Raw genomic sequence first — 23,274 nt, forward strand, 5'->3', positions numbered from 1 at the left:
AGGACAGCTTTGATGAGAAGGAGCCCACGCATCGCGGCGTTGTCGATCGCGGCGGTGCTGGCCGCGGTGATCGTGCCGGTCACGACGGCCGGCACGGCCGGGGCGGCGACGGCCGGTTGCCGGGTCGACTACACCGTCTCCTCGCAGTGGCAGGGCGGCTTCGGCGCCGACGTGGCCATCACCAACCTGGGCACGCCGCTCACCGGGTGGACACTCACCTGGAGTTTCGGCGCCGGGCAGAAGATCGGCCAGGCCTGGAACGCCACCGTCACGCAGAGCGGAACCCAGGTCAACGCCGTCAACATGTCGTACAACGGTGCGGTCGCCACGAACGGCAGCATCTCGTTCGGCTTCAACGGCGCCTGGACCGGCAGCAACCCGGTGCCGGCGAGTTTCGTGCTCAACGGCACGACGTGCACCGGCACTGTGACACCGACGACGCCGCCCACGACCCCGCCGACGACGCCGCCCACGACCCCGCCGACGAGCCCGCCGCCGACCGGAGGCACCACGCACACCTTCACGAATCCCCTGAAGGCGCAGGGGCCGGACCCGTGGCTCACCTACCACAACGGCTACTACTACCTGGCCACCACCACCTGGAACAACAGGATCACCATGCGCCGGTCGGCCACCCTCGGCGGCCTGGCCTCCGCGGCCGAGCAGACCATCTTCACCCTCAGCCGGCCGAACGGCGCGGGCACCATGTGGGCGCCGGAGTTCCACCTGCTCGACGGGCCGGACGGCAAGCGCTGGTACCTGTACTACGTCGCCGGCCGAGAACCGTACGATCTGGGCACCCAGCGCATCCATGTGCTGGAGTCGGCCGGCACCGATCCGATGGGCCCGTACAGCTTCAAGGCGGACCTGCTCGATCCGACCCAGGACAACACCTGGGAACTGGATCCGAGCATCCTGCAGCTCAACGGCAAGCTCTACCTGCTCGGGACCTACTACAACGGCTCGCAGCCCAACTTCATCCGGGAACTGGCCAACCCGTGGACCGCGGCCGGCCCCCGGCACGTGCTCTCCTCGCCCACCGCCGGCTGGGAGACGGTCGGTGGAGCGGTCAACGAGGGCGCCGAGGCTATCCAGCACGGCGGCAAGACCTTCATCGTCTTCTCCGCCTCACACTGCTCCACGCCCGACTACAAGCTGGGTCTGCTCACCTACAACGGCGGTGACCCGCTCAACGCGTCGTCCTGGGTGAAGTCGACCAGCCCGGTGTTCCTGCGCAACGACGCCGCCGGTGTCTACGGTCCGGGTCACAACGGATTCTTCAAGTCGCCCGACGGCACCGAGGACTGGATCGTCTACCACGCCACCACCAACCCCGGCGGCAACTGCGACCTCAACCGCTCCACCCGCGCCCAGAAATTCACCTGGAACGCCGACGGAACACCCAACTTCGGCAAACCGGTCGGGCTCGGCGTCACCCTCACCGCACCCTCCGGCGAGTAGGACCACGACATGTCGGTCCGGTGCGCCGGCGCACCCAGTACCCGTGCGCCGGCGCACCGGACCGCTCACCCGTCGTGGACGGGTATCCAGACACGCATCGACGACGGGCCGCGTCGGGCCCACCGGTGATAGGGCAGCAACGGTACCGGCAGGGAGGCGCCCGGCTCAGTCGGCACGACCCCGCCGTACGGCCAGTCGTCGCCGTCAGCGGGCTTCACGTGGAAGGTCGCCACGACCGTGCCGTCGCGTTCGGTGAGATCGGTGGCCGCGTTCATGCTCAGCGTGTCGAGCGGGACTCCGCTGGGCAGGTCGGCCGACTCCAGACAGAACACGATCGGGCCGCGTTCGACGGCGGCACAGCCACGAATGGCGTCGATTCGCGGATCCGGCATGGTGAGCCGGGCACGGACCGGCAGTACGAGGACGATCACCTCGCCGGCGGTGAAGCGGCGCCGGATCTGCACCGATCCCGCGGAGACCGGGCTGAGCCGGCCGTCGACCTCGATGGTGGCGTCTGTGGTCCAGTGCGGGATCCGGAGGGTGAGCGTCCACGGTGCTTGCGGCGTGCGGACGATCCGGATGGCGATGTGCCCGTCCGCCGGGTACTCGGTGTCGATCTCGAGGCCGATGCCGCGACCGTCGGGCAGCGTCGTCTCCAGCGACGCGGCGGCGTACTGGTGGAGCTGAATGCCTTCGTCGTCGGTGGTGGCCAGGTAGGCGGCCAGCGCGGCGAAGGTGCGGGCGAGGTTGGTCGGGCAGCAGGAGACCGCGAACCATGGCGCCCGCAAGCTGGAGGCGGCGCGGGGCACCAGAGCATCGGCCGGTGGGTCGATGCCGGGGACCCGCTGATGCAGGGTGTTGGTGTAGAAGAACCGGGTGCCGTCGTCGGACGGCGACGTGGCGATGACGTTGAACAGGGTGCGCTCGATCAGGTCGGCGTAACGCGGATCGCCCTGGGCGAGCAGCAGCCGCCAGCTGAACATGACCGAGCCGATACCGGCGCAGGTCTCGGAGTAGGCGCGGTCGGCCGGCAGCGAGAAGTCCTCGCCGAACGCCTCGTCCTGGTGGCGCGAGCCCATCCCGCCGGTGAGATAGGTGCGCCGGGCCACGGTGGTGCGCCATTGGCGGGCGAGGGCGTCCAGCAGCTCGGTGTCGCCGGTCTCGACGGCGACGTCCACCGCCCCGGCCGCCAGGTAGCCGGCCCGGACGGCGTGACCGCGCAGCACGCCGGCCTCGCGTACGGGTATGTCGTCCTGGAAATAGGCCCGGCCGAACTCGATGTCGTCGAGGGTCTGACGGCCGCGCCGCTCCACGAAAAGTCGCGCCTGGTCGAGGTATCGGCGCTGCCCGGTGACGCGGTACATCTCGACGAGCGCCGGCTCGATCTCCGGGTGACCGCACACCGAGGCTATGCCGTCCGGGCCGAAGGTGTCGCAGATGTGGTCGGCGGCGCGGAGGGCGACCTGGACGAGTTCGTCGTGGCCGGACGTGCGGGCCCGGGCGACGCCGGCCTGGATGAGATGCCCGTAGCAGTAGAGCTCGTGGCCCCACTCCAGGTCGCTGTAGCGCGGTTGCTGCCCGGGCCGGCCGAAGTTGGTGTTGAGATATCCGTCCGGTTCCTGCGCCGCGGCGACCCGCGCGACGATCGCCCGGAGGCGGGCGTCCAGCCGCTCGTCGCCCGTGCGCCCGTACTCCCAGGCCATGGCCTCGAGCAGTTTGTAGACCTCGCTGTCGGCGAATTCGCGACCACGCCGGGCCGCGGGCAGCCGGTCCTGCACGGCAGCGTCGAAGTTGCCCAGCCAGCCGGCGCGTTCCAGCCAGTGCTCGATGTGGGCCAGGGACGCCGACTGGTTGGTCTGCTGGCGTTCCTGCCAGAAGCCGGGCCGGAGGATCACTTCACGCAGGCCGAGTGGTCGCAGCCGGCCGGTGCCGGGCGCCGTGGGGGTGCCGCCCCGCTCGATCCAGGAGGTCTCGGGTACGGCGTCGGCGCGGACTACGTCATTGATGGTCACTGAATCATCCCTTGAGTGCGCCGGACATGAAGCCCCGGACGTAGTGCCGCTGGAGGGCGAGGAACAGCACGATGCAGGGGAACGCGAGCACGACCACGCCCGCTTCGGTGGCGCCGTAGTCGACGATGCCCATCACCTGCTGACGCATGTTGGCCACGGCCAGCGGCAGGGGAGTCTTGCCGGAGTCGCTGATCAGCACCAGCGGGGCGATGAAGTCGTTCCAGGCGGCCAGGAAGGCGAACAGGCCCACGGTGACCAGGCCGGGCCTGACCGCCGGAACCAGGATGTGCAGCAGTGCGCGGACGTTTCCGCACCCGTCGACCTGGGCGGACTCCCTCAGTTCCGTGGGCACCGCCTCGAACGAGATGCGCATCATGAACGTGGCGAACGGCAACTGGAACATGGTCAGGACCAGGGCCAGGCCGATCAGCGAGTTCTGCAGGCCGAGCCGGTTGAGCAGGACGTAGAGCGGGATCAGCAGCGTCGCGTACGGGACCATGAGGATCGCCAGGGTCACCAGGAAGAGCAGGTTGCGGCCGGGGAACCGGAACATCGCGAAGGCGTACCCGCCGAGCAGGGACACTCCGAGGGTCAGGGCCACGGTCAGGAGCGACACCAAGGTCGAGTTGAGCAGGTACTGCCAGATGCCGGCCTGGTAGTTGGCCAGGGTGTGGTAGTTGCCGAGACCCCAGCCCGACGTCTGCGCGGTGCCGGCCTGCGGACTGACCGATGCGATGACGGCCCAGACCAGCGGGAACAGGAAGAGCAGGGCGAGTCCACCGGTGAGGACGTGTTGCGGGGTGCGCGTCAGGTTACGGAACACGGATCAGTTCTCCTTGCCGCGCAGGCCGCGGAACTGCAGGGCGTTGATGGCCAGCAGGGCGACGAGCACCAAGATCGACAGGGCGGCGGCGCGGCCGAGGTCGTTCTGTCCGCCGAAGGCCATGTTGTAGACGAGTTGGACGATGGTGATGGTGCTGTTGTCCGGGCCGCCCTTGGTGAGGATGTAGAACTGGTCGAAAGCGAGCAGCGAGCCGGTGACGCAGAGGATCGTGCACAGCGCCAACGAGGACCGCAGCAGTGGCAAGGTGATGTGCCGGAAGGTCTGCAGCCGGCCGGCACCGTCGAGGTGGGCCGCTTCGTAGACATCGCCAGGGATGCTCTGCAGTCCGACGAGCAGCAGCAGCATGTAGAAGCCGGCGAACCGCCAGACGATCAGGATCACGGTGGACCACAGGGCCGATATCGGCGTGCCGAGGAACGAGATGGGCTGGTCGGTGACTCCGAGCAGGCGCAGCGGGGTGTTGACCGGGCTGCTCTGCGGTGAGTAGAGGGCGTAGAAGAGCAGCGAGGCGGAGGCGAGGCCGAGCGCCGACGGCACCAGGAACGCGGTTCGCAGGAACCCGGTCCATCGGCTCGACTCCTGCACCAGCAGGGCCAGCAGGAGCGCCAGCCCGAGCAGGATCACGGTGGTGACGACGGTGTACTTGACGGTGAACCAGACCGCGGGCAACAGCAGCCGGTCATCGAGGGCCTTCTGGTAGTTGCCCGGTGCGTTCCAGCCGCGGTCACCACCGAACAGGGTCCAGTCGGAGGCGGACATCCGGGCGACGATGCCGATCGGCACGACGAAGAAGATCAGGACGAACACGGCGGTGGGTGCCGCGTAGGCCCAACCGGCGAGTTTGTCCCTGCGGCGGGGCCGCCTGGGCCGTTGCGGCGTCGCCGGTGCGGCGGGCGCGGTGCCCTGGTCGGTGACGGCGGTGAAGGATATGGCCACGGTCCTCAGTTCCTTCTCGTCGACGGCGGCGCCCGGGGACGGACCCGGGCGCCGCCACGCCGTCACTGGCCGAGGACCCCGGTCAGGGCCTGGTTGTCCTTGGTCAGGCTCGACGGATCACCGAATACCTGGTTGCGCAGCAACGTGACCCAGGGGCTGCCCGGTGCGTTGAACGCCTGCTGGAAGTTCACCGCCACGGGGGTCTTGCTCTGCGGCGATGCGGCGGCCTTGTTGATGGTCACGATCCGCGGGTCCTGGGCCGAGTACTGATTGTCGGCCAGGTCGGTGCGCGAAACACTGCTGTCGTTCTTGGCCAGGACGTCGACCTGGGCCTTCTCGGAGGTCAGCCAGGCCAGGAAGTTCCAGGCCTGCTGGGTCGCCTTGGTGTCCTTCGAGATGCCGATGCCGTCGCCGCCGAGGAAGGTGGACGTGCCGCCGGTGACGCCCGGGATGGCGGCCACGCCGACGTCGACCGTCTTGGCCGCAGTCTGCAGCAGCGTGGCCGGGTACGGCATCACGCCGACCTTGCCCTGCTGGAACGCGGCGACCCAGGTGGCACCGGTCTCGTCCTTGGAACCGGGTGCGATGGCACCCGCGTTCTGCAGTTCCCGGAAGGTGCCGTAGACCTTCTGGGCGGCGCTACCGGCCAGCAGTGAGGTCTTGCCGTCGGCGCCCATGACCTCTTCACCGCTGGCCCAGATCATCGGGAACCAGGTGAAGACGTCGCAGCCGCCGCAGTTGCCGCCGAAGTAGGTGCCATAGGTACCGGGTTTGTTCAGTTTCTGGACGGCGAGCGCCTGGCTCCTGAACTCGTCGAGGGTCGTCGGGCCCTTCTCCGGGTCCAGGCCGGCCTCCTTGTAGAGCTTCTTGTTCCAGAACATCACCGACAGATCCAGCACGAACGGGAGCACGTACTTCTTGCCTTCGTAGGTGCCGGCCTGGACGTGCCCTTGGATGATCTTGTCGGCGTACGGGAGCATGCCGATGCTGTCGGTCAGGTCGGTGAACAGCCCGGCCTTGGTCCAGTTCGGGACGTAGACGATGTCGGCGGCGAACAGATCGGGCAGGTCGCCGCTGCCGGCGGCAGCGCCCACCTTGGCGACGTAGTCGTCGTTCGGGACGATGGTCAGCGAGACCTGGTTCTTGTGGCCGGCGTTGTATGCCTGGACCAGCGCCTTCGCCTGCAGTTCCAGCGGCGCCCGGGTCCACAGGGTGAGTTTCGTGCCGTCGTCGACGCCATCGACGCCGGCACCGGCGGGTGCAGCGGCCTCGCTCTTCCCGCCTCCGTCGCAGGCTGCCGGCGCGGTGGCCGCCAGGCTCGCGACGGCGGCGACCGCGACCGCCTTACGGAGCTTCCTCAGCGTTATTTCCAGTCGCAAAACGTACCTCCGGTAGCTACCGGATGCCGGGAACAGCATTCCGAGAGGATTTCGACGAGTTTCGGTCCGGCCCGAGCGGGGAGGTAGCATCAACAGCGTGAGAGCAGGTGGGTGCCACTCGAAACGGATAGTGGTGTATCCAGCAATGCCGAAAACGTTTTCAGAAACGTAGTACGGAGGAAAAACCGTTGTCAAGTGCTTCGATGCCGTCGCCGCAAAGGGCTCGGGGACGCCGGACCCGGACGGAAGTCGCCAACGGCACGGTCACCTTGCGTGACGTGGCCAAGCTGGCGGGCGTCTCGGTGGCCACCGCGTCGAAAGCGCTCAACGGTCAGCCCCAAGTTCGAGCCGAGACCCGTGAGCGGGTCGTCCGCGCTGCCGAGCAACTGTCCTTCTCGCCCAACACGCTCGCCCAGGGGTTGATCACGCAACGCAGCGGGACCGTCGGCCTGCTGACCTCCGACCTCGAAGGCCGGTTCTCGATCCCGATCCTGATGGGCGCCGAGGACGCGTTCGGAATCGACGAGATCTCGGTGTTCCTCTGCGACGCCCGTGGTGACAACATGCGCGAACGCCACCATCTGCGGGCCCTGCTGTCGCGCCGGGTGGACGGGCTCATCGTCGTCGGTGCACGCCCCGACGCGCGGCCGTCACTCGGCCACGAACTGCCCGTACCGGTCGTCTACGCCTACGCGCCCTCGGAAGACCCCGGGGACCTGTCCTTGGTGACCGACAACGTCGGCGGCGGCCGGATGGCGGTCGATCATCTCCTGCAGTACGGCCGGCGGCGGATCGCCCACATCACCGGCGACGCCACGTACGGGGCGGCGCAGGACCGGGCCAGTGGAGCGCTGGCCCGGCTGGCCGAGGAGGGACTCGAGCTCGCCGGCGATCACGTCTGGTTCGGCTCGTGGTCGGAGGCCTGGGGACGCGGCGCCACCCGGATGCTGCTGCAGCGCTGCCCGGACGTTGATGCGATCTTCGCCGGCTCGGACGAGATCGCCCGGGGCGTGCTGGACGTGTTGCACCAGGAGAAGCTCGCCGTCCCGGCCCAGGTCGCCGTGATCGGGTTCGACAACTGGAACATCCTGGCCGCGAACGCGCGACCGCCGCTGTCGACCGTGGACATGAACCTCGAGCAGCTGGGACGCCTGGCCGCGCAGCGGCTCTTCACCGCCATAGACGGCAAACTGGGTTCCGGCGTGGAGACCGTGCCCTGTCGCCTGGTCACCCGGGAGTCGACCGCACCGCTGGAGTGAGAACGGGCCGGTCATGCCCGCAAGCCGGAAGCGATGCGGCCCGCACCGGGCCGCGTCGCCGGGTCCACTGTGGCGGATGATCGGGCCATACCGACAAAGGATCGCGTAATCCGGTCGTACGCTTGCTCCATGATCACGACCGTGGCGGTCATCGGGGGCGGTCAGTCCGGCCTGTCGGCGGCCTATCACCTGCGGCGGCGCGGCATCGACTTCGTCGTGTTCGACGCCGAGGAGCGGCCGGGTGGCGCCTGGCAGCACCGGTGGGAGTCGCTGCGGATGGCCACCGTCAACGGCATCTTCGACCTGCCCGGCTTCCCGCGGCCGCCGCTTGACCCCGACGAGCCGAGCCGCACCGCTGTGCGGCGCTACTTCGCCGACTTCGAGCGGGCTGCCGGGCTGTCCATCGAGCGGCCGGTCCGGGTCACCGCCGTACGCCGGGCGGACGCCGACCCGGACGGCGACCTGATCGTCGAGACCAGCACCGGCGTCCGGCGGGTGCGCGCGATCATCAACGCGACCGGTACCTGGACGAACCCGGTCCGCCCGCACTATCCGGGCCAGGAGACCTTCGCCGGCCTCCAGCTGCACACCCACGACTACGTGTCGGCGGATCGTTTCGCGGGGCTGCGGGTGGCGGTCGTCGGCGGTGGGATCTCGGCGGTCCAGCAGCTGGAGGAGATATCCCGGGTGGCGACAACGTTCTGGTACACGCGCCGGGAGCCGGTCTTCCGCGACGGCGCGTTCGAGCCGGAGGTGACCGGCCGCGAGGTGATCGGCAAGGTGATCGCCGACGTCGAGGCGGGCCGGCCGACCGGGAGTGTCGTCTCCTACACCGGCCTGCTCTGGACGCCCTACGCGCTGGCGGCCAAGGAGCGTGGGGCCCTGGAGCGCCGCCCGATGTTCACCGAGATCAAACCCTATGGGGTACGCGGCCACCCGGTCACCGTCACGCTCGTGCAGGTACGCCGCGACGGGGCCGGGCGTGCCGCGGTCGCCGCCCTCAGCCGAAGCTTGAGCGGCTGACGGGGGCGGGCCGGACCGGGAGTCACTCGGGGTTGGTGTCGTCGCCGGCCTCGGACGTGGGCCGCAGGCGCTGGTGCGCGAGCAGGCTGGCCCGGGTGAGCACGTCGATCTGCGCCGGGTTGTAGAGCGCGACCACGGAGTCGATGAACGTCTGCATGGTGACGTTCTCGCTCTTGATGAGGTGCGCGCCCGGATCGTTCAGCCACGGGTAGTCGGTGAGGTTCTGGGCGATGACCGGTGCGAGCCGTTCGGCGACGTCCTGCCGGGTGGCCTCGTCCGCGTCCGGGGGCAGGGCGTCCATCTCCGCGCTGACGGGATCGTTGTCGTTCTCCGCCATGCGCTGCAGGTCCTTCATGGCGTCCTCGTCGTACAGCCGGGTGTAGACGTGGATGAGCGAGGTATCGGCTTCGGACAGGCGTGGCGCGACCGACTCGAAGCCCGCCGGGCCATCGGCCGGCGCTCCGTCGCGGAGGATCACGGCGATGTCGGAGCGGGCCTTGCTCAGGCGCTCGATCTCACTGGCGAGTTGCGCGTCGACCTGGCGCAGAACCTCCGGGGGCACGTCACCGACGGTCCTGGCCACGCCGATCTCGGACAGGGGAACCCCGAGCTCCACCAGCCGCCGGATACGCAGCAGGCAGACCAGATGCGGTACGCCGTACTGCTTGTAGCCGTTGTACCGGCGGTCCGGCTCTTCGAGCAGACCGAGGCGGTGGTAGTGCCGGATGGTGTTCACCGTGGTGCCGGCGAGATCGGCAAGTTCCCGGGTGCTCCAGGCCACGTCCGGCCCCCTCGATCAGTCCTCATGGCGACGCTAACACATGAGATCCGATCGATACGGTAGGTGCTGAGGCGGTCACCGGCGGGGTTCCCACCGGAACAGCCGCAGCGCGAGCACGATCGCCACGACGACCCAGCCGAGCGTCGGAGCCAGCAGCGGCAGCGAATCCGCCAGCGGCACGCCGCCGTTCCAGGTGTTCACGATCAGTTCGGTGGCCGACCCGCCGGGCAGCAGCCGCTTGAGCAGGGTGAGGCTCTCTGTGCCGGTGATGCCGACCCAGCTGGCCACGGCGATGGTCACCAGGCTGATCGGCAGGGTGGTGACCTGAGCCTGCTCGGGCGAGCCGGTCAGGCCGGCGGTGGCCAGCGCCAGGGCGAGCATCATGACGAAGGTCGCCAGGATGGCCACGGCCAGCAGCGCGACGTTGGCCGGGCGGCCGCTCACCACGGCGAAGACCCCGAGGATGGCCACTACCTGGACCAGGGCGGTGAAGGCGACCGGCAGGGTCAGGCCGGACAGGATCGCCGCGTCGCCGGCGGCGGTGGAGCGCAGCCGCTTGAGGAACAGGTCCTGCCGGCGCGCGGACAGGGTGGTCACCGCCGTGGTGTAGAGGCTGAACGCGCCGACGGTGAAGACGAGGACAGCGGCGATGTAACCCAGGCTGCCGATCTGAGCGAACGTGTCGCGGCGGTAGATGAAGAAGGCGCCGGCCGCCAACGGCATGATGAGGTTGGAGATCAGCACGGCGCGGTTGCGGAAGATCTGGGCGAATTCGCTGTACGCGATGGGGAGCATGTCGTTGCCTTCAGCGTGTCGGGGTGGGGACCGGGTCGGTCTCGATGGCGCGGAAGACGTCGTCCAGCCGGGTCGGCGCGGCGGAGAGGCCGTGCAGGTCGACGTCGTGCAGCTCCGCCCAGTCGAGCAGCCGCTTGAGGTCCGCTTGCAGTTCGAACGTCTCGATCTGGTACGCCGGACCGGCCGGCTGGACGGCGCCGACGGGCGGCACGGGAGCGCCGGGGGAGAGCGAGAACTGGATCGCTGCCGGCAGCGTCCGGGTCAGCTCGGGCACCGTTCCCTGACTGCGGAGAGTGCCCCGGTGCATGAGCCCGATGCGGTCGGCGTGCTGCTGCGCCTCTTCGAGATAGTGCGTCGTCAGGATGACGGTCGAACCGTTGCCGCGCAGTTCCTCCACGGCCTCCCACAGGGCATCCCGGGACTGGATGTCCAGCCCCGTGGTGGGCTCGTCCAGGACGATCAGCTCCGGTCGCCCGTAGACGGCGGTGGCGAAGTCGAGTCGCCTCTTCTCGCCGCCGGACAGTTGCCCGACCCTGGTCGCGGCCTTACGTGTGAGATCGACGATGCCCAGGACGCGGTCGACCGAATCGGAGCGGCCGGACAGCCGGCCGATCAGCCGTACGGACTCCGCGACGGTGAGGTCGGCGGAGAACCCGCTCTCCTGCAGCATGATCCCCATCCGCGGTCGGACCGCCCGCCGGTCCGCCGGACTCTCGCCGAAGACCTGTACGACGCCCGACGACGCCCTCCGATGCCCCTCGATGACCTCCAGCGCCGAGGTCTTGCCCGCTCCATTGGTGCCGAGCAGTGCGTACAGCTCGCCTTGCTCGACCCGGAAGGTCAGATCCTTGACGGCGTGGAAGTCGCCGTACGAGACATTCAACCGGTCCACTTCGATGACGGGTCGGGACGGTGCGCCGGATGTCTTCTCCGCGTGCCCCATGTATGTCCTACCTCCACTGCATAGTCGTTGGTGATCTGGGCTTGCACCAGTGGAGACCGTGTCGTCGGAACACAGTCAAGACAGCAGTCGGCAGGCTCACATTGCTGCGATGTAGGAGCGGGCTCCGACCAGGCGAAGGGCTCAGGCGCGGGGTTGGACCAGGCCGTTGTCGTACGCGAAGATCACCGCCTGGATCCGGTCGCGCGCTCCGATCTTGGCCAGTACGCGTCCGACGTGCTTCTTCACGGTTGACTCGGTCAGGATGAAGCGTTCGGCGATCTCGGTGTTCGTGGCACCCTGGCCGATCGCCTCGAGGACTTCGCGCTCCCGCTCGCTCAGCGTGGCCAGCCGGCTGTCCAGCTTGACTGGCGCCGCATCCTGCAGATAAGCGGTCATGAGCTTGCGGGTCAGACTGGGCGCCACCACCGACTCCCCGCCGGCGACGGCTCGGATGCCGGCGATGAGCTCTTCCGGACGGGCGTCCTTGAGCAGGAAGCCGCTCGCCCCGGCCCGCAGTCCGGCGTAGACGTACTCGTCGAGGTCGAAGGTGGTCAGGATCAGCACGCGGGTGCGGGAGCCGGCCGCGGTGATCCGGCGGGTGGCCTCTATGCCGTCCACGCCCGGCATGCGCACGTCCATCAGCACCACGTCGGGGCGGGCCTGCTCGACCATCCGCACCGCCTCCGCGCCGGTGGCGGCCTCGCCGACCACGACCATGCCGGGGGTGCCGTCGAGCAGCATCTTGAAGCCCATGCGCTGCAACGGCTGGTCGTCGGCGATCAGCACGGTGGTCATGCGGGCTCCTTGAGGACGACGTCGACGAGCCAGCCCCGCTCGGCCGGGCCGGCGTCCACCACCCCGCCGTACATGGCCGCGCGTTCACGCATGCCGAGCAGGCCGTGGCTCGGGGCGGCGGGTCCGCCGCGGCCGTTGTCCCGTACGCGTACGCGTACCTCTCCGTCGCAGGCAGCCAGCGTGACGTCCGCGGTCGCACCGCGCCCCGCGTGTTTGAGGGTGTTGGTGAGCGCTTCCTGCACGATGCGATAGACCGCGAGCTGCACGCCCCGGCCGAGGGTGCGCAGCTCGCCCGCGGTGGAGTAGGTGACCGGCAGGCCCGCGGCCCGTACGCTGGGCAGCAGCCGGTCGAGGTCATCGATGCCGGGCTGCGGGCTCAGCCGCGCATCCGCGTCCTCCCCGCGCAGCACGCCCAGCACCCGCCGCAGCTCGGCGAGCGCCTGCCGGCCGGTCTCGCCGATCAGTTGCAGTGGTTCGGCGGTCTGTTCGTCGCGCGATCTCGCGAGCGTGACTCCGCCGTCGGCCAGGCCGATGATCACCGACACGTGGTGGCCGACGATGTCGTGCATCTCGCGGGCCACCCGGGCCCGCTCGTCGGCGACGGCGAGGCGGGCCCGCTGGTCACGCTCGATCTCCAGACGGGCGGCCCGGTCCTCCAGAGCAACGAGATACGCCCGGCGGGTGCGCACCGCGACGCCGGACGCGACCGCGGCCACCGACATGCCGAGCGCCAGCACCGACGTGAAGGCGCGGTTCTCCACCACCGGTCCGAACAGATAGATCTCGGCGGCCAGCAGCGCGACGGTGATCCCGGAGGCCCAGGCGAGCGACCGCCACGCCCCCCGGGAGGCGACCCCGAACAGCATCACCAGCAGGATCACCCCGGCGCCCACGCCGGCGTCCAACCATCCCTCGATCAGGTCGGTGGCCGCGGTGACCAGGAACGCGGGGAAGGGGTACCGTCGCCGCCAGTACAGCGGCGGCAGCAGCAGCAGGGTCGCGATCGTGGCCGAGAGGGGCTTCTCGATCAGGTTCGGGATGCTGAAGAGCACGATCGGGACGGCCACGAAGGTGTCCATGACCCAGGGCCGGCGGTGGTGGAAAGTCCGCAGCCGTCCCTGCCGGTCCACCAGCCATCCCTGCGCGCTCATCAGGCCATTGTCCCCTCACGCGTCGGTCTTCTTGAGCCGGAGTGCCGCGGCGGCGAGGGCCACCACGACGTAGCCTGCGAAGACTGCGAGACCGATCCACGGCGCCAGGGTGTTCTCCCCCGGGGTCAGCGCCATGACCGCGCTGCCGGCGTTGCTGGGCAGGTAAGGGGTGATCGTCTCGGAGATCCGATCCGGCAGCAGCGCGGCCAGACCGGGCACGATCAGCAGGAGGCCGGCCAGGATCGCGATGGCGCCGGCGCTGGAACGGACGAGCATGCCGAGCGCGACGCCGAGCACCGCGACCAGGCCCAGATAGAGGCCGGCGCCGAGCAGAGCGCGCAGCACGCCGTCGTCGCCGAGGCCAACACTGCCGACCTCGTCGTTGAGTACGGCCGACCCCAGCGCGAAAGCGGCGAAGGCGCCGGCAGTCATCGTCACCAGTGCGGCGGCCCCGGCCACCAGGCTCTTCGACCACAGCACCGGCAGCCGGTGCGGCACCGCGGCGAGGGTCGCCCGGATCATGCCTGTGGTGTATTCGCCGGCCCCCAGCAGCGCGCCCAGCACTCCGACGGTGAGGCCGGCCAGGGTGCTGCCGGACAGGGCCAGATCGACGGCCGACAGGCTGTCGCCGGCAAAGGACGCCGAGGCGATCATGCCGAACGCGATCAGGAGCACGGCCGAGATGCCGGTGGTGATCCAGGTGGAGCGCAGGGAGGAGAACTTGGTCCATTCGGCGGCGACGACGCCACCGGGGGTGATCTTCATCGGGTGGCCTCGTATTCGACAGCGTGGTGGGTCAGGTCCATGAACGCCTCTTCGAGTGAGGCGTTCTGCGGGGTGAGCTCGAACAGCGGAATTCCACGGGTGGCCGCAGCCAGTCCGATCGCGCGGGCGGTGGTGCCGGCGACGAGCAGTTCCTCCGCGCCGGTCGACGTGACGGTGACGCCCGGGCCGGCGATCACCGTGCGCAGCGCGTCGGGGGCCGCGGTGACGACCCGGACGCCTTCGGCGGTCACGAAGTCGGCCACGGTGGTGTCGGCCAGCAGTCTGCCCCGGCCGATGATGACCAGGTGATCCGCGATCAGCGACACCTCGCTCATCAGGTGCGAGGACAGCATCACGGTGCGGCCCTCGGCCGCCAGGCCGGTGAGCAGGTTGCGCACCCAGAGGACGCCGTCGGGGTCGAGTCCGTTGACCGGCTCGTCGAGCATCACCACGGCCGGGTCGCCGAGCAGTGCGGCGGCGATGCCGAGCCGTTGACCCATGCCGAGGGAGAAGGCGCCGACCCGCTTGTGGGCGACGGCCGAGAGGCCGGCCAGGTCGAGCACCTCGTCGACGCGCGAGCGGGAGATGCCGTGCGTGCGGGCCAGGGCGAGAAGGTGGCTGACCGCGGTGCGGCCGGGGTGCATGGCCTTGGCCTCGAGCAGCACGCCGATCTCGCGCAAGGGCGCTTTCGACGACGCGTACGGCTTGCCGTTGATCAGTACGTCGCCCGAGGTCGGTGCGTCGAGAGCGACGATCATCCGCATGGTGGTCGACTTGCCGGCGCCGTTGGGTCCGAGGAAGCCGGTGACCTGTCCCGGCTTGGCGGTGAACGACAGCTGGTCCACGACGGTCTTCGCACCGTACTGCTTGGTTACTTCGCGTACTTGAATCATGCTCACAACGCTAGGTGCGCGTAACGGCGGGACCGTGGTACCGCGGTCGACACTTGCGCGCTTCCCTTGGTACCCCGGTACACCGCGCGACGCGGTCAGGATCGGCAGGTGCTGTCCCGGGCCGGCAGCTTTCCGTCGACCAGGTAGGCGGTGGTCAGGTTCAGCGCGCAGGCGTTGCCGCCGAGGACGTAGACGCCGTGCCCGCTGTCGTCGACGGTCACCAGCTTGGCCCGCTGACCGAACTTCTGGCGCAACAGCTGGGCGTTGACCGCCGGGGTGACCGGGTCGCGCCGGTTCTGGAGCATCAGCACATCGGTCGGCCCACTGTTGTCGACCTTGACGGGTGGCTCGGACGGCTCGTGCTTCCAGTACGCGCACGGGGTGATGTTGGCGGTCGCCGCGCCGAACATGGGGTACCGCTTGCGGTCCTCCGCGACGCCGCGCCGGTAGGTCGCCAGGTCCTCGGGCCAGTTGACGTCGTTGCAGGTGACCGCGAGGAACACGGTCAGCGCGTTGTCGACCGGGGGAGCCGCCTGGGCGGCCGGTGACACGGCGGTCGCCCGGGTCGCGCCGGGGTCCAGCAGCGCCTGCCAGATCCGGGCCAGATTGCCGTACTGGATGTCGCCGTAGAGGTGGGCGAAGGTGAGGTACCGGAAGATGGCGCCGGTGGTCCCGTCGGTGGCCGGGGTCTTGTCGAGCCGCTCGGCGATGGCGAAGTAGGTCTTGCGCACCTGCGTCGGCGTGCGGCCCAGGCCGTACGAGGCGTGCCGCGCCGCAGCCCAGTTCGCGAAGTCGGGGAACGTCTCCTCGACACCGCGGGCGAACCGGCGTATGCCGTCCCGGTCGAGGTGGGTGTCGGCGAGGTTGCTGTCGATCACCGTACGGTCGGTGGTGTCCGGGAACAGCGACACGTAGGCCGCGCCCAGCGCCGAACCGTACGACGCGCCGTAGAAACTGGCCTTGGGCTCGCCGAGGGCGGCGCGGATCCGGTCCAGGTCGCGCGCCATATTCGCCGTCGTGAGGTGCTGCAGCCGCGCGCCGGAGTCATTCGCGGCGCACGTCTTCGCGACCGCTTCGGCGATCGTCGCCTGCGCGGTCACAGCCACGTCGTCCGCCGCGTACGGCGGCACGTTGGCCCAGTAGCCGATCTCCTCGGTCAGGCCGCAGCTCATCGGCGTCGAGTGCCCGACGCCCCGGGTGTCCATGCCGATCAGGTCGTAGGTGTCCATGACGGTCGCCGGCAGGCCCTTCTTGACCAGGAACGCCGGCTGGTCCAGCCCGGAGCCGCCCGGCCCGCCGGGGTTGAACAGCAGGATGCCGCGCCGCTTCTCCGGCTTGGTGCTCGCGATCCGCGACACCAGCAGCGAGATCTGCGTGCCGTCGGGTTCGCTGTAGTCGAGGGGAACGGGCACGGTCGCGCACTCGGCCGTCAGTGGCGCCGTTTTCGCGTTCACATCCGCGGGGCAGGCGGCCCACCTCAGTTCCACCGCCGCGGGCTTCTCCGCTCGGGCCGGCATCACCGTGATCAGCGCACCGACCAGACCGAGCGCTGCCACCAAGGCAGCGCTACGCCGTCGACTCATGTCCAGCCTCCATCGCTCGTCCTCTTTGCAGTCCGACCCATGCGACACCATGTCCTCGGCACACAGTCAAAGCCCGCATTGACTGTGTTCCTGGAACACAGGCTGCACTGCGGAGATGTTCGACGAATGGCGGAGGCGCCGAGCCATCCAGCGCATCAAACCCGGGGACGGGCGCGCACTGAAGCGATTCCGCTGGTGGCAGCTGCTGACTCGATCCCTGTTCTCCCTTCCCGTGGACGGCAGCGCCGGCCGGCCGGTGGTCTATGCCGTCGACGTGAACCACCTGAAGAGCAATGAGAACGGCGACACCGAGGCTCACCTGTACCGCGACGGACTGCGTCACCCTCGAGCGAGGCTCCCCGCCGTCTTCCCGGTCGAAGGTGGTGAGATCGAGGTGGAGACGTCGTCGTTCGGTATCCGGCGATGCCACTTCGTCACCGCCGACGGGATCGAGCAGCAACTCGTGCCGGACCCCCGCTCCGCCGAGGGACGCCGCGCACGTCTCGATCGCGAGCACCCCGCGCTCAGCCGCTGGATCGGCACGCTCGCCGTCGTTCTGGTCGCCGTCCCGCTGCTCTTCGTCGTTCCGCAGACCCTTGAAGCGATCTCCCGGTTTCCTGCGCTGGCCGACCGGTTCGGAGTCTTCGAGTCACCCGTCGAGGCGCCGGGATGGTTGACCATCGCGCTCACGATCAGCGCTGTGGTGGGCAGCACCGAGCGGGCCCTGCGCCTGCGGTACAACCGCTGGCTGGACCCGGTGGCGAGCTGACCGCGGTCGGGATCAGGTCGCATCCGGCCCGGTCGTCCATCTGCTGCTGGGGTGAGGGGCACGTGCCCGTCGGCGGAAGCCGCCCGGGGTGTCGCCGACCTCGCGGCGGAAGAAGCGGCAGAAGTAGGCGGCGTCGGCGAAGCCGAGCCGTACGGCGACCTGGGCGACCGGGAGGGCGGTGTCGGCGAGCAGCCGCTTGGCCTCCGACGCGCGTGCCTGCCGGATGATGTGGCCGGGAGTCGCCCCCATGGTCTGGTGCACTTTGTCGTTGAGGTAGCTGGTGGACACCCCGAGCCGCGTCGCGTAGGCCGGCACGCCGGCTCCGAGTAGTTCCGGGTCGGCGAGCAGCTCCTGGAATCGCTTCGCCAGCGTGTCAGCCGGCGCAGTGGCACGAGCCTCCGGCCGCTGCCGATGCACTCTGCCCGTCTCGACGATCAGGACATGCAGGTAGGCCTGGAGGACGCCGCGGAAGCCGGGCTCGCGCTGACGATGTTCGCGTTCCATCTCGGCGATGAGGTGCTGGATCCGCCCGGACTCCTCGAGGGTCAGCCGGCGCCCGGGCGCCCGGGCGAGGCGATGGAGTGCGTCGCGGTCGCCCGGGTGGGTGAGCAGGAAGTCGTCGGTGAAGATGACGACGTGCCCCTGCAGCCGCGACACCTGGCGCCAGTGTCCGGTCTGCCGCGGCGTAACGACACACACCTGGGGCTGGTGCAGCTCCTGCTCGTCTCGGTTCACCACCTGCGCACCGGCACCCCCGGTGATGTGGACGAGCTCGTAGAAAGGCGACGGCGCTCGGGACATCAGGCCGATCCGTTCGATCGGGCCGACGGCGAACGGCACATCTTCCTCATGCCGGGGCGGTATGTCATCCATCGGTCTCATGCCGTCCGCGCGGACGGCATGAGACCGATAGGTCCGGCTCCCCGCCCGCATCAGCGCTGGTTACAGGTTGCCGCTGATGGCGGTGACCAGCTCGCCGTTGCTGGTGTCGCCGGAGAACTCCCAGAAGAACGCGCCGCCGAGACCCTGCTGCTTCGCGTAGGTCATCTTGCCGGCGATGGTGGTCGGGGTGTCGTAGCTCCACCAGTTACTGCCGCACTTGGCGTAGGCGGTGCCGGCCACGGTTCCCGTGCTGGGGCAGGTGTTCTTGAGGACCTTGTAGTCCTCGATGCCGGCCTCGTAAGTGCCCGGGGCCGCGCCGGTGGCCGTACCCCCGGGTGTGCTCTGGGTGACACCGGTCCAGCCGCGGCCGTAGAGGCCGATGCCGAGCAGGATCTTCGAGGCGGGAATGCCCTTGCTCTTCAGCTTCTGGATCGCCGCGTCCGACCAGAAGCCCTCCTGCGGTACGCCGGGGTAGGAGGTCAGCGGCGAGTGCGGGGCGGTCGGGCCCTGTGCGGCCCAGGCGCCGAAGTAGTCGTAGGTCATCGGGAAGATCTTGTCCAGCTTCTGCGCGGCGGTGGCGTAGTCGGCTGCGTCGATCTTGCCGCCGTTGCTGCCGTCCGCGGTGATCGCGGCGGTGATCAGGTTGCTCGGGCCGAACTTCGCCCGTAGTGCGGTGATCACCTTGTTGAAGGCGTCCGGGCCGCTGGTGTCACAGGTCAGGCCGCAGGCGTTCGGGTATTCCCAGTCGATGTCGATGCCGTCGAAGACGTCGGCCCAGCGCGGGTCCTCGACCATGTTGTAGCAGGACTCGGCGAACGCCGCGGGGTTCTGTGCGGCCTGGGTGAAACCGCCGGACCAGGTCCAGCCGCCCATCGAGTAGATCACCTTGAGGTGGGGGTACTTCTTCTTGAGCTTGCGGAGCTGGTTGAAGGAGCCGCGCAGGGGCTGGTCCCAGGTGTCGGCGACGCCGTCGACGGACTGGTCCGCGGTGTAGGCCTTCTCGTAGTCGGCGTACGAGTCACCGATGGAGCATCGGCCGCCGGTGGTGTTGCCGAACGCGTACAGGATGTGCGAGACCTTGGCCGCCGAGCCGGAGGTGTCGATGTTCTTGACGTGATAGTTACGGCCGTAGACGCCCCACTCGGCGAAGTAGCCCACCACCCACTTGTCGCCGGTCGGCGGGGGAGTGGGCGGGGTCGACGGCGAGGTCGGCGGGGTCGAGGGTGTGCTCGGCGGGGTGGAGGGCTCGGTGCCACCGCCGCATTCACCCTTGTCCGCCCAGACACCCCATTGCCCGCCGGCCGCCGGGACCTCGCCCTGGGTCCACCACTTCGCGGAATAGTTGTGCCCCTGGTACGAGGCGGTCTGCCCACCCGTGTACACCGCGGCGGCACTCCACTGCGATGCGCAGGGAACCGCGGCCGAGGCGGTGGAGACGGACAGCATCGTGGCTGCGCCTCCGACCATCATCACGGCGCCTGCGCACAGGGCGCGACGCATGCCGATTCTCATGTGAACTCCGATCTGTCGTACCCGTTTGATCACGCCGGGGAGAAGCCCTCGTCGGACAGCACACGCTGGGCCAGCGCCGAGTGTGTGAAGGCCGCGAAGGCGTCCGCGGCGGTGCGGTTGTCGCCCTTGCCGAGCCGTACGACGGTGTACTGGTCGGCGTGCTGGACGGCCGCGGGAAAGTCGATGGCGCGCAGGTCCGCCTCGGTCGCGGCGATGTCGGTGCGGTACACCAGGGCCGCGTCTGCCGTGCCGCTCTGCACGGCGGCCACCGCGGCACGTCCGTCGGCCACGGCCACGGTCGGGCGCACCGCGAGCAGAGACCGGGCCGCGTCTCCACACCGGGTCCGTGCGGCGCAGACCGCGACCCGGACACCGGTACGGCTCAGGTCCGCGACGCTGTTCACCGGGCCGGCCTGTCGCGCCACCGCGATGACGAGCGGGTTGCGGGCGATTACCGATGGTTTGCCACCGGCTCCGGCGTCGACGACTCGTTCGGTGGCGGCCGGGTCGCCGGAGACCAGGACGTCGGCCGGTGCTCCGCCGACGATGTGCTGGGCGTGCCGGGCACTCGGGCCGAACTCGACGAGCACGTCGGTTCCGGGATAGGCGGCCTCGAACTTCTCGACGAGGATGCCGAACGTCGTACGAAGCTGCTCGTCGGCACGCACGACAAGCTTGCCGCCGGGTTCACCGGACCGAGCCGGATCCGCCTGGCCGGCCTCGTGATGGTGCTGGTGGCTGGTGGTGCTGGGCGAAGCCGTCGCCGGTCGCGGTGCCGACCGTCTCCCGTTGTCGACATCGGACGGTCCCGCGGAACAGCCGGCTGCGGCGAGGACCACCGCCGTGCCGATGAGGGTGAGCTGGTGGCGCACGGTCATGGTCTTCCCTTCGCGCGGAGCGTCGCTGCCCGCGGCGGCCGCCGGGCCGAACATCTATCGGGCCAGCGGCCGCCATACGGTGGACCGGTCAGCAGGCGCCCTTGTCCTGCCAGACACCCCACTGGCCCGCGACGCCCGGTTCCTCGCCCTGCGTCCACCAGCGCGCGCTCCAGTTGTGCCCGTTGTGCGACACGGCGGCGCCACTGGTGTAGACCGCCGACGCGCTCCACGCCGTGGTGCAGGTGCCGGCGGGCGGTGGCGTTGTGGGCCCGGTCGGAGGCGTGGTGGGTGTGGTGGGTGTGGTCGGCGGCGTGCCGCCGCCGACGTTCACGTCGATGCAGGAGTAGAAGGCGTTCACCGTGTCGTAGATGTTCCACACGCTGAGGACCTTGTGCCGGCCGGCCGGCAGGTTCGTCAGGGTGTGCGACACGGTGGACGGTGGCTGCGAGGCATTGCCGCTGATCGTCTGGTGCAGCTGGCCGTCGACGTAGTACTGCCAGTTGAGGGTGCGGTGGGCGGCGGTGTTGCGCCACGTGAACGACGCGGTGCTACCGATGCTGGCCACCCGCCACCCGGCCCCGTCGTTGTCCAGGGCGGTGTATCCGCTGCCGCCGCTGCAGGTTCGGGCGCCCTTGGGGGCCTCGACGCTCTGCGGCTCGTACTGCACGCCGCCGCAGTTGGCCACCGCGCCGGTGGCGCACTGATCCTGCCGGCTGGGCGGATCGGTCACCCAACCGTGCGCGCTGGCCGGGGCGGCCGACATGACGACCGACGCCAGCGGCCCCAGCAGCGCGGCCGCCGCGAACGCAGCCGATCTTCTCGTGAGGTTCATCGTGCTCCTTCGGATTTCGGGGATCACGTCATCCACCGGAATCCATGAGAACGATTAACAGTTAACTTTGTCAACAGTAAGTTTTCGATCGTGGCCGACGACGTGAAAGTCACCATGCCCACGTTGTGAAGTCCATCGCCGGGCCGTTCCGGAGCGGTCCCGAGGGTGTGCGATTCGGGCGGGTGAGAGCCGGTATGGCCGCGTCGGGCGCGGTCGCACCGAGGTGCTCGGATTCTCGAAAGACCTGTTCAGAGCGTGCCGTTGTCTTTTTCGAGGTGCTCACGACAGCGCCGGCGCGACGGGCCGCAACGCCATCGACCAATGGCTATTGACCCGGGTGGTACGTCGCCCCTATGGTTCGCCACAACGTATGTAACGACAGTTAACTGCAAGGTTTCATTTCGGTGAGCGTCCCCCGAAGGAGATCCCCATGAACCGACGACCGGCCGCCGTCCTGACGGCCCTGCTGAGCGCCGCCGTCGCCGCGGCCCTCGCTGTCACCGTTCCCGCGGACGCCGGCACCAGCGGCGCCGGACCGGACGTGACGCCGCCGGGCGTCGCGCCGGCGATGTTCACCGCACTGCAACGCGACCTGCGGCTCACCCCGGCGCAGGCCACCGAGCACCTGGCCACCGACCAGCGGGCCGGCCGGATCGAGGAAGTGCTGCGCAAGACGCTGGGGACCCGGTACGCGGGCACGTGGGTCTCCTCCCGGGGAACCGCCGTCACGGCCGGCGTCAACGATGACGCCGCCGTGGCGGCGGTGCGGGCTCTGGGCGCGCAGCCCGTGCGGGTACGGCGTACCGAGGCGCAACTGACAGCCGTGGCCGAGCGCCTCAACCGGACGAAGCCCCCGGCTGCCGTGGCCGGCTGGTACGTCGACGTGGTCACCAATTCGGTCGTGATCCTCGCCCGGCCCGACGGCGTCGACGCCGCACGCACCTTCGCCGCGCGCACCGGCGCCGACCCCACCGCCGTCCGGGTGCAGGCCAGCGTGGAGAACCCGCGCCCGTACCAGGACGTGATCGGGGGCAACGCGTACTACATCGGCAGCGGCAGCCGCTGCTCCGTCGGCTTCTCGGTCACCGGCGGCTTCGTCACCGCCGGGCACTGCGGCCGGCCGGGCGCCCGGACCAGCCAGCCGGCCGGCACCTTCCAGGGCTCCACCTTCCCGGGCCGCGACTACGCCTGGGTACGGGTGGATGCGGGCAACACACCACGCCCTCTGGTCAACAACTACAGCGGCGGCACGGTCGCGGTGGCCGGCTCCGCCGAGGCGGCTGTGGGCGCCGCCGTGTGCCGATCCGGCTCCACTACCGGCTGGCACTGCGGCACGATCCAGCAGAAGAACGCCTCGGTCACGTACGCCGAAGGCACGGTCTCCGGGCTGACCCGTACCAACGCCTGCGCGGAGCCCGGCGACTCGGGCGGCTCGTGGCTGGCCGGCAGCCAGGCGCAGGGTGTCACCTCCGGTGGGTCCGGCAACTGCACCTCCGGCGGCGTCATGTACTTCCAGCCGGTCAACCCGATCCTGGCCGCGTACGGCCTGACGCTGCTGACCTCCGGCAGCCCGGGCCCGCAGCCGACAGCCACCACCACTGCCCCGCCCGGACCGGGCGGCACCACGTGGCAGGCGGGCACCGGATACGCGGCCGGGGCGCAGGTCTCGTACGCCGGCGTGAGCTACCGGTGCCTGCAGGCGCACACCGCGATGACCGGGTGGGAACCGCCCAACGTCCCCGCGTTGTGGCAGCGCGTCTGATCCTCCTGAAACACAACCC

The 23,274-nt window shown here is 69.7% G+C and carries 21 protein-coding genes; 5 read left to right on the forward strand and 16 right to left on the reverse strand.

The genetic code is table 11. The features are described from left to right. Positions 1–12: 12 nt before the first annotated feature. Positions 13–1,461 (forward strand): family 43 glycosylhydrolase, encoded by a 1,449-nt coding sequence (locus ACQP2Y_RS14030; protein ID WP_433728077.1) that lies wholly within the window; start codon positions 13–15, stop codon positions 1,459–1,461. A 65-nt stretch (positions 1,462–1,526) separates the two neighbouring features. On the opposite strand, the gene ACQP2Y_RS14035 is transcribed toward ACQP2Y_RS14030, so the two are convergent. From ACQP2Y_RS14035 to ACQP2Y_RS14050, 4 genes are all read right to left on the reverse strand, one after another. After that, positions 1,527–3,473 carry a glycoside hydrolase family 127 protein gene (locus ACQP2Y_RS14035; protein WP_433728079.1) on the reverse strand — a complete coding sequence of 649 codons (1,947 nt, stop codon included), beginning with the start codon at positions 3,471–3,473 and terminating at the stop codon, positions 1,527–1,529. Between the two features lie 4 nt (positions 3,474–3,477). After that, complete coding sequence (locus tag ACQP2Y_RS14040) at positions 3,478–4,296, reverse strand: carbohydrate ABC transporter permease (RefSeq protein ID WP_433728081.1); 819 nt, start codon at positions 4,294–4,296, stop codon at positions 3,478–3,480. A 3-nt stretch (positions 4,297–4,299) separates the two neighbouring features. Beyond that, positions 4,300–5,253, reverse strand: coding sequence for a carbohydrate ABC transporter permease (locus tag ACQP2Y_RS14045; protein WP_433728083.1), 954 nt, complete (start codon positions 5,251–5,253; stop codon positions 4,300–4,302). Between the two features lie 62 nt (positions 5,254–5,315). After that, complete coding sequence (locus ACQP2Y_RS14050; protein WP_433728085.1) at positions 5,316–6,632, reverse strand: ABC transporter substrate-binding protein; 1,317 nt, start codon at positions 6,630–6,632, stop codon at positions 5,316–5,318. 278 nt (positions 6,633–6,910) lie between these two features. Here ACQP2Y_RS14050 and ACQP2Y_RS14055 point away from each other — a divergent pair, with 278 nt between their 5' ends. Together ACQP2Y_RS14055 and ACQP2Y_RS14060 are read left to right on the forward strand one after the other, a co-directional pair. After that, positions 6,911–7,891, forward strand: coding sequence for a LacI family DNA-binding transcriptional regulator (locus ACQP2Y_RS14055; RefSeq protein WP_433728087.1), 981 nt, complete (start codon positions 6,911–6,913; stop codon positions 7,889–7,891). Positions 7,892–8,020: 129 nt separating this feature from the next. Then, complete coding sequence (locus ACQP2Y_RS14060; RefSeq protein ID WP_433728089.1) at positions 8,021–8,914, forward strand: FAD-dependent oxidoreductase; 894 nt, start codon at positions 8,021–8,023, stop codon at positions 8,912–8,914. Between the two features lie 22 nt (positions 8,915–8,936). On the opposite strand, the gene ACQP2Y_RS14065 is transcribed toward ACQP2Y_RS14060, so the two are convergent. The 8 genes from ACQP2Y_RS14065 to ACQP2Y_RS14100 all read right to left on the reverse strand — a co-directional run bounded on the left by ACQP2Y_RS14065 (position 8,937) and on the right by ACQP2Y_RS14100 (position 16,620). Beyond that, complete coding sequence (locus ACQP2Y_RS14065) at positions 8,937–9,695, reverse strand: MerR family transcriptional regulator (RefSeq protein ID WP_433728091.1); 759 nt, start codon at positions 9,693–9,695, stop codon at positions 8,937–8,939. Positions 9,696–9,770: 75 nt separating this feature from the next. Next, positions 9,771–10,490, reverse strand: coding sequence for a hypothetical protein (locus ACQP2Y_RS14070; protein ID WP_433728093.1), 720 nt, complete (start codon positions 10,488–10,490; stop codon positions 9,771–9,773). A 10-nt stretch (positions 10,491–10,500) separates the two neighbouring features. Continuing rightward, entirely contained in the window at positions 10,501–11,433 is a 933-nt protein-coding gene (locus ACQP2Y_RS14075) for an ABC transporter ATP-binding protein (RefSeq protein WP_433728096.1), read from the reverse strand. Positions 11,434–11,574: 141 nt separating this feature from the next. Beyond that, positions 11,575–12,228 (reverse strand): response regulator, encoded by a 654-nt coding sequence (locus ACQP2Y_RS14080; protein ID WP_433728099.1) that lies wholly within the window; start codon positions 12,226–12,228, stop codon positions 11,575–11,577. Further along, positions 12,225–13,379, reverse strand: coding sequence for a sensor histidine kinase (locus tag ACQP2Y_RS14085; protein ID WP_433728101.1), 1,155 nt, complete (start codon positions 13,377–13,379; stop codon positions 12,225–12,227). The genes ACQP2Y_RS14080 and ACQP2Y_RS14085 overlap by 4 nt, the downstream gene beginning before the upstream one ends. A gap of 15 nt (positions 13,380–13,394) precedes the next feature. Beyond that, positions 13,395–14,144, reverse strand: coding sequence for an ABC transporter permease (locus tag ACQP2Y_RS14090; protein ID WP_433728103.1), 750 nt, complete (start codon positions 14,142–14,144; stop codon positions 13,395–13,397). After that, positions 14,141–15,037 (reverse strand): ABC transporter ATP-binding protein, encoded by an 897-nt coding sequence (locus ACQP2Y_RS14095; RefSeq protein WP_433728105.1) that lies wholly within the window; start codon positions 15,035–15,037, stop codon positions 14,141–14,143. Before ACQP2Y_RS14095 ends, ACQP2Y_RS14090 begins: the two co-directional genes overlap by 4 nt. Positions 15,038–15,132: 95 nt before the next feature. Further along, on the reverse strand, positions 15,133–16,620 hold the full coding sequence (locus tag ACQP2Y_RS14100; protein WP_433728108.1) for an alpha/beta hydrolase: 1,488 nt from the start codon (positions 16,618–16,620) through the stop codon (positions 15,133–15,135). Between the two features lie 115 nt (positions 16,621–16,735). Here ACQP2Y_RS14100 and ACQP2Y_RS14105 point away from each other — a divergent pair, with 115 nt between their 5' ends. Beyond that, entirely contained in the window at positions 16,736–17,389 is a 654-nt protein-coding gene (locus tag ACQP2Y_RS14105) for a hypothetical protein (RefSeq protein ID WP_433728110.1), read from the forward strand. A gap of 12 nt (positions 17,390–17,401) precedes the next feature. On the opposite strand, the gene ACQP2Y_RS14110 is transcribed toward ACQP2Y_RS14105, so the two are convergent. The 4 genes from ACQP2Y_RS14110 to ACQP2Y_RS14125 form a co-directional block, all read right to left on the reverse strand. Further along, positions 17,402–18,262, reverse strand: a complete 861-nt coding sequence (locus ACQP2Y_RS14110) for a helix-turn-helix domain-containing protein (protein ID WP_433728112.1) — start codon at positions 18,260–18,262, stop codon at positions 17,402–17,404. A 69-nt stretch (positions 18,263–18,331) separates the two neighbouring features. Beyond that, a complete protein-coding gene (locus tag ACQP2Y_RS14115) occupies positions 18,332–19,783 on the reverse strand; it encodes a glycosyl hydrolase family 18 protein (protein WP_433728114.1) in 1,452 nt (483 codons plus the stop codon). 29 nt (positions 19,784–19,812) lie between these two features. After that, entirely contained in the window at positions 19,813–20,661 is an 849-nt protein-coding gene (modA, locus tag ACQP2Y_RS14120) for a molybdate ABC transporter substrate-binding protein (RefSeq protein ID WP_433728116.1), read from the reverse strand. Positions 20,662–20,749: 88 nt separating this feature from the next. Further along, positions 20,750–21,493, reverse strand: coding sequence for a lytic polysaccharide monooxygenase (locus tag ACQP2Y_RS14125; protein WP_433728118.1), 744 nt, complete (start codon positions 21,491–21,493; stop codon positions 20,750–20,752). A 430-nt stretch (positions 21,494–21,923) separates the two neighbouring features. On the opposite strand from ACQP2Y_RS14125, the gene ACQP2Y_RS14130 reads away from it, so the two are divergent. Further along, entirely contained in the window at positions 21,924–23,255 is a 1,332-nt protein-coding gene (locus ACQP2Y_RS14130; protein ID WP_433728120.1) for a carbohydrate-binding protein, read from the forward strand. Positions 23,256–23,274: the final 19 nt, after the last annotated feature.

Origin of the sequence: Actinoplanes sp. CA-051413, assembly GCF_050955795.1 — a bacterium.
GTDB lineage: Bacteria > Actinomycetota > Actinomycetes > Mycobacteriales > Micromonosporaceae > Actinoplanes.

Excerpts from the sequence above, each read along its gene's own strand:
- ACQP2Y_RS14125 (WP_433728118.1), bottom strand. The coding sequence starts at position 21,493 with ATGAACCTCACGAGAAGATCGGCTGCGTTCGCGGCGGCCGCGCTGCTG.
- ACQP2Y_RS14085 (WP_433728101.1), bottom strand. The coding sequence starts at position 13,379 with ATGAGCGCGCAGGGATGGCTGGTGGACCGGCAGGGACGGCTGCGGACT.
- ACQP2Y_RS14130 (WP_433728120.1), top strand. The coding sequence starts at position 21,924 with ATGAACCGACGACCGGCCGCCGTCCTGACGGCCCTGCTGAGCGCCGCC.
- ACQP2Y_RS14090 (WP_433728103.1), bottom strand. The coding sequence starts at position 14,144 with ATGAAGATCACCCCCGGTGGCGTCGTCGCCGCCGAATGGACCAAGTTC.
- ACQP2Y_RS14075 (WP_433728096.1), bottom strand. The coding sequence starts at position 11,433 with ATGGGGCACGCGGAGAAGACATCCGGCGCACCGTCCCGACCCGTCATC.
- ACQP2Y_RS14115 (WP_433728114.1), bottom strand. The coding sequence starts at position 19,783 with ATGAGAATCGGCATGCGTCGCGCCCTGTGCGCAGGCGCCGTGATGATG.
- ACQP2Y_RS14070 (WP_433728093.1), bottom strand. The coding sequence starts at position 10,490 with ATGCTCCCCATCGCGTACAGCGAATTCGCCCAGATCTTCCGCAACCGC.
- ACQP2Y_RS14100 (WP_433728108.1), bottom strand. The coding sequence starts at position 16,620 with ATGAGTCGACGGCGTAGCGCTGCCTTGGTGGCAGCGCTCGGTCTGGTC.
- ACQP2Y_RS14080 (WP_433728099.1), bottom strand. The coding sequence starts at position 12,228 with ATGACCACCGTGCTGATCGCCGACGACCAGCCGTTGCAGCGCATGGGC.
- ACQP2Y_RS14030 (WP_433728077.1), top strand. The coding sequence starts at position 13 with ATGAGAAGGAGCCCACGCATCGCGGCGTTGTCGATCGCGGCGGTGCTG.
- modA (WP_433728116.1), bottom strand. The coding sequence starts at position 20,661 with ATGACCGTGCGCCACCAGCTCACCCTCATCGGCACGGCGGTGGTCCTC.
- ACQP2Y_RS14095 (WP_433728105.1), bottom strand. The coding sequence starts at position 15,037 with ATGATTCAAGTACGCGAAGTAACCAAGCAGTACGGTGCGAAGACCGTC.
- ACQP2Y_RS14105 (WP_433728110.1), top strand. The coding sequence starts at position 16,736 with ATGTTCGACGAATGGCGGAGGCGCCGAGCCATCCAGCGCATCAAACCC.
- ACQP2Y_RS14110 (WP_433728112.1), bottom strand. The coding sequence starts at position 18,262 with ATGGATGACATACCGCCCCGGCATGAGGAAGATGTGCCGTTCGCCGTC.
- ACQP2Y_RS14060 (WP_433728089.1), top strand. The coding sequence starts at position 8,021 with ATGATCACGACCGTGGCGGTCATCGGGGGCGGTCAGTCCGGCCTGTCG.